Raw genomic sequence first — 12,902 nt, forward strand, 5'->3', positions numbered from 1 at the left:
TGTTTCTATTTTTTGCAGAGATATACCCTTAATCTCTTGACTGAAGTGTGATTTTATCCAGTTATTATCAGACCACATTTAATCTTTACATAAAATGGCATCTGTAAGTGATGAATCTTCAGTGCAAAACCGACGCGACTTTTTAAAAAAGTCTGCGTTAGTTGCCGGATCTGCATTTTTTGCACCAACTATTGTTCCTGCATCTGTATTTGGACCGCATGCTCCCAGTAATCGCATCAATATTGGGTGTATCGGTGTTGGGCGTATATCCCGAGGCCATGATATGCCTGGTGTATGGAAATATGAGCAGGCCCGAATTATAGGAGTCTGTGATGTAGATAGTAAAAGGGTACAGGAAGGAAAACAACTGGTAGAAGAATACTATAGTCAGAAAAAGCCAAAGAAATATAAGGGTGTACAGACATATACAGATTATAGAGAGCTGTTGGCTAATAGAGATATTGATGCTGTTGTTATAAGTACCCCAGATCATTGGCATGCTTTGCCTGCTATTGAAGCCGCTATGGCTGGAAAAGATATCTATCTTCAGAAGCCAGCATCGCTCACTATCACAGAAGGCCGTACATTAAGTAATGTTATTCAGAAACAAAATCGTATTTTCCAAATTGGTAGTCAACAACGTTCTTCTCCACAGTTTCGCTATGCTGCTGAGTTAGTTCGAAATGGCCGTATTGGCAAGTTACACACTATATATGTGGGGTTGCCCGGAGATCCGTCTGGAAACGAAGAGCCTGAAATGCCTGTGCCGGCTAATTTGAACTACAACATGTGGTTAGGATCAACACCTGAAGTATATTATACAGAAAAACGCGTACATCCACATATAGGCTATGACCGGCCCGGATGGCTACGTTGTGAGCAGTTTGGTGCTGGAATGATTACAGGATGGGGATCCCATCATATAGATTGTGCACATTGGGCTATGGATACAGAATACACCGGACCTATCGAAGTTTCTGGGTGGGCTGATTTTCCAAGCGCTGGATTGTGGAATGTACATGGTAAATTTCGCACGGAAGCCTTGTATGCCAATGGAGTGCGAATGATCGTAAGCAATGATTTACCAAATGGCATCAAATATGAAGGGTCTGAAGGTTGGATTTTTGTAACACGTGGAAACTATACTGCAACAGCCAGTGATCCTGTAGTCAAAAGTGGCGAAGTAAAACCATTAGAAGCGAGCAACCCTTCTGTTTTATCTTCTGTCATTGGTCCGAATGAGATTCATTTATATGAGAGTAAAGACCATCATGGAAACTGGCTGGATTGTATCGTGAGCCGAAAACCTCCGATTGCACCCGTTGAGGTCGCCCACCGGTCCTGTTCTGCCTGCCTGATCCATCATATAGCCATGAAACTTAAACGTAAAGTTTTCTGGGACCCTGCTAAAGAACAGTTTATCAATGATGCAGAGGCTAATCTGTTACTATCCCGTCAGATGCGTGCTCCGTATCAGATCAAGGCGTGATCATAAAGTACACTGAATATACTTTTCTATTTTTGATCGTTAGTCACTTTACACCTGAATGAAGCATTTTACCAAAGAATTTTGGATAGTTGCGATTGCATTACTATGTGCATCCTGCAATACTACCCATACTGATAAACCATCTCAAAAAAGTGTGAAGTTAATTACACTCGATCCCGGACATTTCCATGCTGCATTAGTACAAAAGAAAATGTATGCAGCTATTGATTCAGTTGTATCTGTTTTTGCTCCAGATGGCCTGGATGTAGAAGAGCATCTGAAGCGTATAGACGGATATAATAGGCGGTCAGACGATCCTACCCATTGGAAAGAGTCTGTGTATACAGGTAATGATTACCTGGAAAAGATGCTGACTCAGAAGCCTGGTAATGTAGTAGTGATTGCTGGAAACAATGGCAAGAAATCTGAATATATACAAAAGTCAGTTGATGCGGGCCTTCATGTGCTGGCAGATAAACCTATGTGTATTGATTCAACAGGCTTTCAAAGTTTGCTCAAAAGCTTTGATGTAGCAGATCGTAATAAAGTATTACTTTATGATATCATGACAGAGCGATCTGAGATTACTACCATCCTACAGAAAGAGTTGTCACAGATACCGGACATTTTCGGAAAGCTGAAAACGGGTAGTGCGGAAGAACCTGCAGTGACCAAAGAAAGTATACATCACTTTTATAAATATGTATCAAGGAAAGCACTGAAACGACCTGCCTGGTTTATGGATGTAACTCAGCAAGGTGAGGGTTTGGTAGATGTTACAACCCATTTGGTGGATCTGGTACAGTGGGAATGTTTTCCTGAACAGGTTATTGACTATACAAAAGACATTCATGTGCTGAAAGCTCGTCGTTGGCCTACACCAATGACACAATCACAGTTTAGTGCTATTACAGGTATGACATCGTTTCCGGACTTTCTTAAAAAAGATGTTTCTGATAGTGTATTATCAGTTTTCTCCAATGGAGAAATCACTTACCAGATTAAGGGTGTATATGCTAAAGTTTCGGTGATCTGGAATTATCAGGCTCCGGAAGGTGCAGGGGATACACATTACTCTATTATGCGAGGTGATAAGGCAAATCTTGTCATTCGACAGAACAAAGAAGAAAACTATATTCCACAATTGTATATAGAATCGAGTAAAGGAACCGATCTAAATACATATGGAACAAGATTAACAAAATCATTTGAGAAAATCACGCAGAAGTACCCAGGTGTTGGATTACAAAAGCAGGGAGATCGATGGATAATCCAGATACCAGACACATACAGAATTGGTCATGAAGCTCATTTTGCAGAAGTAATGGAGCGGTTCTTACAGTATTTAAAAGATGGAAAGTTGCCAGAGTGGGAAGTGCCGAATATGAAAGCTAAATATTATACAACAACTACTGCTTTACAACTGGCTAAAAGGGATCAACCATCAAAATCTCTTTCTTTTTCTAACCCGAAGAAATAACCTCATGTTCTTATGACCAATAGACGCAAATTTATCAGGTATTCTTTGTCTACAGCTGCCGGACTATCCACTATTAGTGCTTTCTCTAAAGAACTGGCAAAGACAATGGAACTTACACCTTCTGGTATACAGGTGAATTATCAGAGGCATACACCTCTAGTGAAGCCTGAAGGTACTATTAAGTTCTCTGTAATCGGATTGAATCATGGACATATTTACGGGCAGGTAGAAGCCGTGACTAGAGGAGGGGGGCAATTGGTTTCTTTCTATGCGAAAGAGCCTGAGTTAGTTGCTGCTTTTGCCAAACGATACCCACAGGCAAAGCAAGCAAAAAGTGAAAAGGAAGTTCTGGAAGATAAATCTATCCAACTTATACTTAGCGCATCTATTCCCGTTGACAGAGCACCATTAGGGATTCAGGTAATGCGTCATGGGAAAGATTTTATGGTGGATAAGCCAGGTATTATAACCCTGGAGCAATTAGCTGAAGTGAGGAAGGTGCAGAAAGAAACGAAGCGTATATATTCCATTATGTATAGCGAACGGTTTGAAAATCCTGCTACAGTCAAGGCAGGAGAACTGGTCAAAGCAGGTGCAATAGGACAGGTTGTCCAGACAATTGGAATGGGACCACACCGAATCAATCTCAAATCTCGTCCAGAATGGTTTTTCGATCAGAAATACTATGGTGGCATTCTGTGTGATATTGCTTCTCATCAATGTGATCAGTTTCTGTTTTTTACAGGTTCGACAGAAGCCGATGTGGTATCATCCCAGATTGGCAATATACATTATCCACAATATCCGGCATTTGAAGATTTTGGTGATATGACACTTAAGGGAAATAGTGGTGCAGGCTATGTTCGGGTAGACTGGTTTACCCCCGATGGATTGAATACATGGGGGGATGGTCGGTTAACAATTTTGGGCACAGATGGATTTATAGAAATTCGTAAAAACACAGATTTGGCAGGAAGAAGTGGAGGCAACCATCTTTTTCTGACTGATCAGAAAGAGACTCGTTATTTTGATTGTAGTAAAGAACCTTTGCCTTTTGGAACACAACTGGTAAATGATGTTTTGAATAGAACAGAGACAGCCATGACTCAGGATCATTGCTTTCTTGCTACCGAGCTAACTCTGAAAGCACAGAAGCAAGCTCAGGTACTCAAAATAAGGAAATAATGTGATGAACCCTGATATATAACGTGTCAGGGTTCATCACATTGTGATTGTACAGATGTAAAGAGTTTGTTGAATTCTTCTTCCATTGCCATATCCTGATTCACCCGATTTAGTTGCATATTGCAACAGTTCCACCATCCAAATGTCATAATCTCCACTTTGGCATAATCGAGATTCTCAACGCTATTGTACTTGGTATAAAAGATTCGCATATATTGTTCCGGAGAACCATTGTTTTTTTTCTGTTCTTCGGCCATTGCCTTCCATGTTTCCAGTATTTGTGTGCTATCAGCAGATGCTAATGCTTCGGCATATTGCCTGCAACTTTCTGCATACTTGCTGTTTAACAAAACAGATGGATTTCGATTGGCTTCCAGAGTAAGTTTTCGAAGCTGGTAATCTTCGTCAAGTTCCTGCAAACGTGCTTTCTTTAGTTTGACCCAATAAGGAGTTTGAATTGGATTTAATTGCTCTAACTGTTTTCTCTTATCTGCATACTCCTTTTCTAGTTTAGATGTATTTTGGTCGAGTTGGCCTATATCCTGAGGCTTAAAAACTGTTGCTGATGTTGACAATAACGAACTGGCAGACCACAGTGTATAGGTATCTTTGAGTTGTGCTTCGGAATATTGCTTAGTTAAGTAGGTACCTTTATTCTGACAAAGTTCTGTATCCCATTGAAAAGTAGAAGTATCAGTGGTATTGGTAACACTATCTGTTGTTTCAACTGAGATCTGAGTGGTATCTGGTGTTGTTGTTGTTTCCTGAGAAGGATTAGTTGAAGTACAACTTCCTAAAAGGACGACTACTAAAAAGATAATTGAAATTCTACTCATTAGGTAAATGAAAATATGAAAAAATTATTAATTCCAGCGAGGCTTGCCAATGATTACAATCAGGAGGAACAAAAGATATACCAGGCCAGGCGCAGCCAGTATCCAGAGTATTGTAGCCGATCGTAACCATAATCCGATTAGTAATATACCTCCAATTCCCAGCAAAATCAATAACCACATCAGCATGTTGTCCAAAGATACAGAACCATCAGCGAGTCCAACAAAGAAGAAATAAAGGACTACGAGAGCTATCAGTGCATCAAAGCTCCAGAGTACCCATAAATAAGTGTTCATAGTGTATAAAGGTTGAAAGATCAATTAAGAGCTATCCTTTAATGAATAGTAATTTGTTCATTATCAGTTAGCTTCTCTATATTAGTAGCTCAATGAAACCAAGAGTAAGCATTACAGTTCATATTTTTCAAGCAATGGAACACCTATCTTATTGGTGATGAATTGAAGCACTTTATATACGATTCTTCTATGTGTTTTCAGATGATTTAGGTACACAGCAGAGTATTCAATTGATGGCAGTCCTCCCCGTAGGCGTTTAAAACCAGGAGCTCCTGAACTAAGGTTAAGTAACTTTCCTGAACGATATTTATACTCAAATATCAATTGAATGGCATGAATATATAACGCATTTTTTTGTGGAGCTTTCGTATCATAGCCAACCAAAGGAGAGGTGATCGTATTTTCTATCACAAAGAGTCCGGAAAAAGCCTTTAACTGATTATCTGAATTAATATACCCTTGGAAGTGAATAGCATCATTATCATACATTTTCTGAAAGTACTCAAGTGTAAACTGAGGATTATGTGGTGAATATTTTTCCAGATAAAGCTGATTATACAAATCCAATGCTTCGGATAGGTATTTTTTCATATCTTCATGAGAGACATACTGAAGCTTTTTGTTTTTAATAATGCGTTTGTCTTGTTTATTGTTATTATGACTAAGCCATTTTTCAAATGGGTCATCATACATATATACCTGCCGACTTCCAATAAGGTAATAGGTACTGTTTTGAAATTGCGTTAATAGATGTGAGTGCTGATATCTGTTAAGAGATCGAAAGATAATAGCATGTTCAGGGTATTGATCTTTCAGAAAATTTGTTAGAGCATCCAGATGCTCACCATTCCAGTCTGGATAAGGATTGGTAGAAAGAAGAAAATTATTGACATGAATATTTTTATTAATCTGTGCTGATTTGAGCCAGCCGGATATACCTTGTATCAGTAAGAGTAGAGGGAATTGCAATAGTTTGTTTTTAACCTTTCGGGTTAGCTCATCCTTTGCATACAATACATAGGCAGTATATGGCGAACAGACATATGAGTTATTCCATTCAGTATTATTTACAGATACTGGAAAATACAAATTGTCACTAACTTTTATAATTCGGATTTGTGTTTCTACATTTCGAATTAGTTGACTGGATGCATATGTTGAAAATAAAAGAGAAAACTTCTTAAGAACTCCTTCCGGAAGCGATTCTGGTAAAACCCATTCAATGTTCGTTTCCATTCCATTCAATGTCTCTTGTGGTTGCCTGAAGCCAGGTCATTCGTTTTATTAGCATGATATAGGTTACTTCCAATATACTTACAAATTGAAGCAGAAAGGGTAGAAAATCTTTTTTTCGAAAAATCACATCTTTTGCCTGCCTTACACGCTTAGTCAGAAGTTTTTGAGGGTATAAAAAAGCCATCGCACCTTTGACTGCATATTCAGCAGTGTTTTGTTGTATTTCAGTATCTGAATAAAGAAATGCATTAGCTAAGTCTGTATGGACCAAATGTGCTCCACTAGTTCCTCGTGGGTTACATTCGATAAACCAGGGTATATCATTTTGATCAATGATTATATCAAAACATAATTGTCCTGTATAGCTGATAGCTTCACCAAACAACTTTACCTTTTCATGGACATCTGGATGGTTAACTGGTTCAAAGAAAATTCCAGCCCCTTTCCCAACACGATACAAAGGATGGTAGGCTACATACGCTTTTAATTTGCCCTCATCCCAAATGGAATAGATACATATTTCTTTACCCTGAATGCGTTTTTGCGCTATCCAGTTTTTTTGCTCAGAATTGGTAAAGTATGTGTTTACCAGAGTTTTGTTACTAATGATCTGTCCTGCAAACCGGGAATAAACAGGTTTAAATACATAATTCTCACTTTTAGTCCAGGTAGTAAATTTATTTACTAATTCTGTTTCAGGTATGGGTAAGTATTCTTTTGCTACTTGAGTAAACAGAAATTTATTATGCAATTGATTCATTAACTCTATACCAGATGTCCAGACTTTACAAGGAAAACCATCTTTGAATGATGAGATATAGAATGCTTCTTCACAAGTTGGAATAAGGTGTGTAACCTGATGAGTTGTAATGATCTGTTGTAGTGTATCTGCAAATTCCTGAGGTGCAAATCTAGGAGAAGGTAGTTTAAAATAGTTGCTTACTGTATTACTCCATCTGCTCACAGGCAGTGTAAATGAATCTGCCATGATAACTGTATGCCCTTGACTATGAAAACTTCTGGCTAGTTCCATTGCTATGGGTGCACGTGCCCCTGTAATCAGAATGGTTTCCACAAATTGTTGTTATTGGCAATGAGAGTGTGAGTTAAATTGAAGAGAAGTATGGCAGGTTTATCCTGCCATACAAGAGGCTATTTTGTTTCTTTCAAAATCATATCAATGGCAATAGCACAAGATAGGATTGCTTTTTTGTGATCTTCGTTTTTCAATGGTACAGTAATGCTGACATTGTATTTATCTGCACTGGTAAATACTTCTTTGGCTAATCCTCCCCATTTTTTGCTGATAATTCCGATTTCATTACCATTCATATCTTTGATGCTGAAATTCCATGCCTTCCAGTCGCCGGTAATTTCAGCTATCTGTGTTTCGGTTGAATCAAAGATACGAAAGGTAGGTTTGAAAAACTTGAACTTTTGTTTGATAGTAGCAATGCTGGTACCTGTACCGTCTGTTACTGTTAGTTTAGACATAAAAAAAGTCCATCCTCTTGACAATGAAGCTTCTACTACATTATCAACATTAACAAAATCAAGCTTGAAAGGAAGCATGGCTTTGTTTACTAAGAGGCGCAGTAGTTTTTGTCCAAAAGAAATTTTTTGTAAAACGGCTCCAGTTGATGCACCTGATTCGTCAAATACTTTGTACTCGTTTTCGAATTTTAAGAAATTTACTTTTTCGTCAATAAAATAACTGTTGGTCTGGAAAAATTTTGTACTCATAATCTGGGTTTACTAAATAGTCCTACTCATAAGGCTTTTCGGTACGCCCCGTTTTTTTGAGTGATTGCTGGTCTTCACTTTATTTATTTGATAATAGATAAGTAATTTGATTTATTAGGTATTGTTTTTTAGCCAAATTTCGAAGAAATGATTGACATTAAAAATGATGGGTAAAATTAGTTATTGTTACTTCCATTCTTGATTCATTCCTTTGATAATTTGTATTGCACTTTTTTGTGTATTATCTGTGAGCCTTATTCTGCTATGAAAAAAATGATGTTTGCACTGTTTGTATTAATAAATAGTGTATTTGTTGTATCTGCACAATCGGATACCTTATCAGTTACATTGGAAAATGTACCTTATCCTTATCCGGTAAAGTTCCTTCCCTTGAAAATAGAAGATCAGGACCTGCGAATGGCGTATATGGATATCAAGCCTGTTGTAAAGGCAAATGGTCGTACAGTAATACTTTTTCATGGGAAGAATTTTGGCGGGTATTACTGGACTAGTGTGATAAAAGCTTTGATTGGAAAAGGGTTTCGGATAGTGGTGCCAGACCAGATAGGTTTTGGAAAATCATCCAAAGCATTCATTCATTATAGCTTTCATCAACTGGCTACAAATAACAAAAATCTTCTGGATACATTGGGAATTGAAAAAGTGACAGTGATGGGACATTCGATGGGAGGGATGTTGGCTACCCGTTTTGCGCTTATGTATCCTGATAAGGTAGAGAAGTTGGTTCTGGAAAACCCTATAGGACTAGAAGATTACAGAACCTTTGTACCCTATATGACAGCAGAAGAAGAGTATCAGAAGGAACTAAAAACTACGGCAGAAAGTGTAAAAAAATATTATCAGAACTCCTATTTCCCTGAATGGAAGCCTGCTTACGACTATTTGGTCGAAATAGGTGCAGGTGTAACCGGAAGTGCTGATTTTCCAAGGTATGCCAAAGTTGCTGCTCTTACGTATATGATGATTTATGAACAACCTGTATGTTATGAATTTAGCCAGTTAAAAGTTCCGGTGATTTTATTCATTGGTAAAGAAGATCGAACGATTGTAGGAAAAGGATTTATCTCTGATTCAGAGAAGGCTAAACATGGACAGTATCAGGTGTTGGGTAAAGAAACCGCCAAAAAAATCCCTAACTGCAAACTAATTGAATTTGATAATGTAGGACACATTCCTCATATTCAGATTGAAGCGACCTTTTTGAAATCTTTTCTGGAAACCATTTAAAGGATGGCCTAGATTATTTCATAACGGTTTTACAGGTAGAATTTATACTATAATCTCTTACTGAATCTGCTTCTTTACAGTAGCCTGATATTGGGAAGGGGAGAAACCAGTAGCTTTTTTGAAGTAGGTATTAAATGTGGTTTTTGAACTAAAACCTGCTTCATATGCTATGCCTAGCATATTTAAGTGATGATGTCTCTCAGAAAGCAATAAAGTTTTAGCTTCCTCTACTCTATATGTATTAATAAACTGATAGAAGTTAGTACCAAGTCCTTCATTGAGGACAAAGGATAGTTCATGGGAGGTAATATTCATTTTTGAGGCTAAATCTGGCAAGTCCAGATCTGAATCGAGGAATAGTTTTTCTGCCTGCATCCGATAGTGTAGTTCGATTTTTAATTGTTCCAGTTTTTCGGATGAAAGACGTTGGGTTTTATTAATGACAGGCTGCTCTGATTCCAGGATAATTTCATTAATGTATACTTGGTCCTTAGGTGGATAAGGAAAGATTTCTTCTTGTCGCAACGAAAAATACACAATGAAGTAGGTAGAAAGTAAATACCCTAAAGGTGTGAAAGCAGATATTATAGAAATCTTGAAAAATACTTCATTAAACCATAGCAGTACCATGCATACCAATATGAATAAGAAGTTTCTTAGCCATTTCAAATTAATGGATTCAGTGGTTGATGTTATCAGTTGTATATTCTTCTGATGTTTTAGTAATTTCCTGTATGCTAAAATCCAATATATTATTACTTGCACCTTTATGATGTAAAACATTACCAATCCAAAATACGGATTAGGAGGAATAGGTGAAGGGTGAGTCCATAAGTATAGCTTTGTGTCAGCGCTTTGAAACAGAAAGGGTAATTGATGTAACAGAAATAACAACCAGGGGATAAAGTGTAAAAAAACTATTTTGTTCAATTTTCTTCCAGGAGAGGTAAAGTTGACTATACTAAGATACAGGGACGGTGCCATAGCAAAGCTTAGAAGTTCTAAAACACCAATCAGATGAGGGTATTGCACATAGGTATTGAAATGCAAAAAAGGGCGGTCCAGAAGTGTACATCCAAAAGAAAATAATAATATACCAAGCCAGAAGTTGGCAAGTATATTGACTTTTCTGGGGTTCATAAAGGCCAGAAAAGAAAGCACAAATATACTGCCACATGTAAGAGTGTAAACTATACTATCCAAAGAGAAATTTGATTTGAGTAAGTATTACTTGTGGGATTTGTGCCTGAAATTTACAAAAATCAGATGGTATTTTTACTTGCTTACCCTAACTTTGTAGTATGAGTAAAAACTACAGACATAGGGTAAGTTCGTATAAACAAAATAGAGAATAGAAAAAAAGATCGACAGACAACCAATTTATATCATCTGGCAATTTCTTTTACAGGCTTTAGTTGATTATTGCGTTTTTCTGTTTTACGTAGGTAACTAAAAATTCCCAAGCTTACAATGCCAGTAAGTAACCAGAACAAATCTACTCCCAATACAGTATATTGTTTTGTAGAAAGTGCTTTTCCAATCCAGTCACCTGTTACAATACTATTAGACAAGGGTACTACTAAAGAGAGTATACCACCCATAAGCAAAGTAAAACGTGTTAAGCGGGACTCCGTTCTATAAAAGTAGCTGCAAATAGAAATAGCTAACCAGCCTCCAAAAAACAGGGAATTAACAATAGTAAATCTATTGCTCAGTTGAAACGGAACAAGTTGTTCTGAAATAAACAGAAGTGCTATAGCTGGATATAAACCAAAGCAAATAGCCAAATACCACATCGTTACTTTATGATGAAATCGTTTTTGCTGGTCTGTATATTCTTTTTTGTTGCGGGCCTCTTTCCAGATTAAAATCCCACTAATCAGAACAAAGCAGGTTAACAGTGCCAGGATGAAATAAATAATCTTTACTAGTATACCTCCAAAGGTGCCAAAATGTATTCTGCCAATTCCGAATAATACAGATTGTACATAGGTTTTATTACCAGGCATGGATTCTATTAACTTTTTACCATCTATTAAGCTGTACGAAACCAGTCCGTCTCCTGTAAAGCTTTGTGCATCTTTTAACATAAATGTTATATGTGCATCTTCCTTTTTATAGTGCTTTAAGCCAATCAGGTTAATCTCAAATCCAGGATATTCATGTTGTACTTTTGTTACAAATTGATTGATCGAAAGATGGTTGGATACAGTCTGGGCATTTTCTTTCAATACAATACCTTCATTTGGACGTATAGCACTAATCACTTTCTGTTGATTCCCTCCAAAAAATACGAGGACTGTTGGCAATAGAATAAGAATGGATAAAATATAAAATGCACCTGTGATTGCATATAGCAGTTGAAAAGGTAATCCTAAGATTCCTAATACTGTATGGGCATTTGTCCAGAGTTGCTTCCAGGAACCTTTTAGTGAGAATCCATAAAATTTGGTAACAATATTTCGCCAATGGATAAGTACGCCCGTCAGTGTGGCAAACAAAAAAAATAATGACACAAACCCTGCTATGTATCTACCTAGGCCCGGCAGTTGATCCAGGAAATGCAGCCTGTATAACGTTTCGCCAGTAGTGGTTTTAAGTTCTTTGCTAAACGCTTGGTTGACTGGTGAATAGGTTCCCCGAAAATGTTCTTCTTGGTGACTGGCGGTCTGAATATGCCCACTTACCCATATATCCGGACGCGTATAGGATGGTGTTGTTAAATACGTGTCATCACTCCAGTCAAAATTGGGAATGACACTTTTAACTTTTTGTAGTGTAGTGTCATAATCTATAGGTTTACCCGTATAGTATCGGGCTGCTGGATTTTCCCATTTGTAAAATTCATCCCGAAATAACGTGAAAGCTCCTGCAAAGAAAATGATATAAAGTGCTACACTGATTACAATTCCAGAAACTGTATGGGTATGAAATAAAATGTTGTAAGCTCGGTTAGGCAGACCAGAGAATTTCATAAGTTAACGAAGCCAAAAGGTTATACTTGAAAAGATACAGATAAGCAAAAGATAGACTCCCCATATTTTCCAGCCATTTTGTGCCAGAAAAGGGACAATCATCAAAATACCCCATAGCAGAAAGAGAGTAAATGTGGCTGTAAGCATTACTATATTTCTGTCAGGTAATATGGTGGCTAGAAAAAGATGAAAGGTGATGGAAACAAAATATCCACCCAATACCGCTGCAGATATTTTTAATGTCCGTTGTCCGGGTGTCGTCAGATATTCTTTTTTTGCTGGCATATGGAAAATCATGAATGAGATAGCTTATTTACTAAGTGACATAGTAGTTGCATCAGAGAAAGAATACAACTGTAAACTAATAGACTTATAATCAATCCACTTATCCATCCCCATTGCCAAACCCAGTTGCT

At 37.5% G+C, this 12,902-nt stretch carries 12 protein-coding genes; 4 read left to right on the forward strand and 8 right to left on the reverse strand.

The window, feature by feature from the left end:
- The first annotated feature begins 94 nt into the window (after nt 1-94).
- Genes QNI22_RS01590 through QNI22_RS01600 form a run of 3 tightly spaced genes read left to right on the forward strand, consistent with a single transcriptional unit; the run spans nt 95 to nt 4,154 of the window.
- Nucleotides 95-1,489 (forward strand): Gfo/Idh/MocA family protein, encoded by a 1,395-nt coding sequence (locus tag QNI22_RS01590; protein ID WP_314508840.1) that lies wholly within the window; start codon nt 95-97, stop codon nt 1,487-1,489.
- A 58-nt stretch (nt 1,490-1,547) separates the two neighbouring features.
- Nucleotides 1,548-2,969, forward strand: coding sequence for a putative oxidoreductase C-terminal domain-containing protein (locus QNI22_RS01595; protein WP_314508841.1), 1,422 nt, complete (start codon nt 1,548-1,550; stop codon nt 2,967-2,969).
- Nucleotides 2,970-2,981: 12 nt separating this feature from the next.
- Nucleotides 2,982-4,154: a Gfo/Idh/MocA family protein gene (locus QNI22_RS01600; protein WP_314508842.1), complete on the forward strand. Its 1,173-nt coding sequence runs from the start codon at nt 2,982-2,984 to the stop codon at nt 4,152-4,154.
- Nucleotides 4,155-4,180: 26 nt separating this feature from the next.
- On the opposite strand, the gene QNI22_RS01605 is transcribed toward QNI22_RS01600, so the two are convergent.
- The 5 genes from QNI22_RS01605 to QNI22_RS01625 all read right to left on the reverse strand — a co-directional run bounded on the left by QNI22_RS01605 (nt 4,181) and on the right by QNI22_RS01625 (nt 8,263).
- Complete coding sequence (locus QNI22_RS01605) at nt 4,181-4,990, reverse strand: hypothetical protein (protein ID WP_314508843.1); 810 nt, start codon at nt 4,988-4,990, stop codon at nt 4,181-4,183.
- Nucleotides 4,991-5,017: 27 nt separating this feature from the next.
- Nucleotides 5,018-5,284 carry an osmoprotectant transporter permease gene (locus QNI22_RS01610; protein WP_314508844.1) on the reverse strand — a complete coding sequence of 89 codons (267 nt, stop codon included), beginning with the start codon at nt 5,282-5,284 and terminating at the stop codon, nt 5,018-5,020.
- 111 nt (nt 5,285-5,395) lie between these two features.
- Complete coding sequence (locus QNI22_RS01615; protein WP_314508845.1) at nt 5,396-6,520, reverse strand: hypothetical protein; 1,125 nt, start codon at nt 6,518-6,520, stop codon at nt 5,396-5,398.
- Nucleotides 6,504-7,595 (reverse strand): ATP-grasp domain-containing protein, encoded by a 1,092-nt coding sequence (locus tag QNI22_RS01620; protein ID WP_314508846.1) that lies wholly within the window; start codon nt 7,593-7,595, stop codon nt 6,504-6,506. The genes QNI22_RS01615 and QNI22_RS01620 overlap by 17 nt, the downstream gene beginning before the upstream one ends.
- 77 nt (nt 7,596-7,672) lie before the next feature.
- Nucleotides 7,673-8,263 carry an LURP-one-related family protein gene (locus tag QNI22_RS01625; RefSeq protein ID WP_314508847.1) on the reverse strand — a complete coding sequence of 197 codons (591 nt, stop codon included), beginning with the start codon at nt 8,261-8,263 and terminating at the stop codon, nt 7,673-7,675.
- Nucleotides 8,264-8,527: 264 nt separating this feature from the next.
- On the opposite strand from QNI22_RS01625, the gene QNI22_RS01630 reads away from it, so the two are divergent.
- Nucleotides 8,528-9,511, forward strand: a complete 984-nt coding sequence (locus QNI22_RS01630; RefSeq protein ID WP_314508848.1) for an alpha/beta fold hydrolase — start codon at nt 8,528-8,530, stop codon at nt 9,509-9,511.
- 57 nt (nt 9,512-9,568) lie between these two features.
- Here the strand turns inward: QNI22_RS01630 and QNI22_RS01635 are convergent, their stop codons facing one another.
- The 3 genes from QNI22_RS01635 to QNI22_RS01645 form a co-directional block, all read right to left on the reverse strand.
- On the reverse strand, nt 9,569-10,141 hold the full coding sequence (locus QNI22_RS01635) for an AraC family transcriptional regulator (protein WP_314508849.1): 573 nt from the start codon (nt 10,139-10,141) through the stop codon (nt 9,569-9,571).
- Nucleotides 10,142-10,896: 755 nt separating this feature from the next.
- Nucleotides 10,897-12,486 (reverse strand): PepSY-associated TM helix domain-containing protein, encoded by a 1,590-nt coding sequence (locus tag QNI22_RS01640; protein WP_314508850.1) that lies wholly within the window; start codon nt 12,484-12,486, stop codon nt 10,897-10,899.
- A gap of 3 nt (nt 12,487-12,489) precedes the next feature.
- Complete coding sequence (locus tag QNI22_RS01645) at nt 12,490-12,771, reverse strand: hypothetical protein (RefSeq protein ID WP_314003599.1); 282 nt, start codon at nt 12,769-12,771, stop codon at nt 12,490-12,492.
- Nucleotides 12,772-12,902: the final 131 nt, after the last annotated feature.

The sequence above is a fragment of the Xanthocytophaga agilis genome (genome assembly GCF_030068605.1).
Classification (GTDB): domain Bacteria; phylum Bacteroidota; class Bacteroidia; order Cytophagales; family 172606-1; genus Xanthocytophaga; species Xanthocytophaga agilis.

Bases quoted from the DNA above. Each gene is read 5' to 3' on its own strand.
- QNI22_RS01615 (WP_314508845.1), bottom strand. From the start codon at position 6,520: ATGGAAACGAACATTGAATGGGTTTTACCAGAATCGCTTCCGGAAGGA.
- QNI22_RS01630 (WP_314508848.1), top strand. From the start codon at position 8,528: ATGAAAAAAATGATGTTTGCACTGTTTGTATTAATAAATAGTGTATTT.
- QNI22_RS01645 (WP_314003599.1), bottom strand. From the start codon at position 12,771: ATGCCAGCAAAAAAAGAATATCTGACGACACCCGGACAACGGACATTA.
- QNI22_RS01605 (WP_314508843.1), bottom strand. From the start codon at position 4,990: ATGAGTAGAATTTCAATTATCTTTTTAGTAGTCGTCCTTTTAGGAAGT.
- QNI22_RS01590 (WP_314508840.1), top strand. From the start codon at position 95: ATGGCATCTGTAAGTGATGAATCTTCAGTGCAAAACCGACGCGACTTT.
- QNI22_RS01640 (WP_314508850.1), bottom strand. From the start codon at position 12,486: ATGAAATTCTCTGGTCTGCCTAACCGAGCTTACAACATTTTATTTCAT.
- QNI22_RS01625 (WP_314508847.1), bottom strand. From the start codon at position 8,263: ATGAGTACAAAATTTTTCCAGACCAACAGTTATTTTATTGACGAAAAA.
- QNI22_RS01600 (WP_314508842.1), top strand. From the start codon at position 2,982: ATGACCAATAGACGCAAATTTATCAGGTATTCTTTGTCTACAGCTGCC.
- QNI22_RS01595 (WP_314508841.1), top strand. From the start codon at position 1,548: ATGAAGCATTTTACCAAAGAATTTTGGATAGTTGCGATTGCATTACTA.
- QNI22_RS01635 (WP_314508849.1), bottom strand. From the start codon at position 10,141: ATGGTACTGCTATGGTTTAATGAAGTATTTTTCAAGATTTCTATAATA.
- QNI22_RS01610 (WP_314508844.1), bottom strand. From the start codon at position 5,284: ATGAACACTTATTTATGGGTACTCTGGAGCTTTGATGCACTGATAGCT.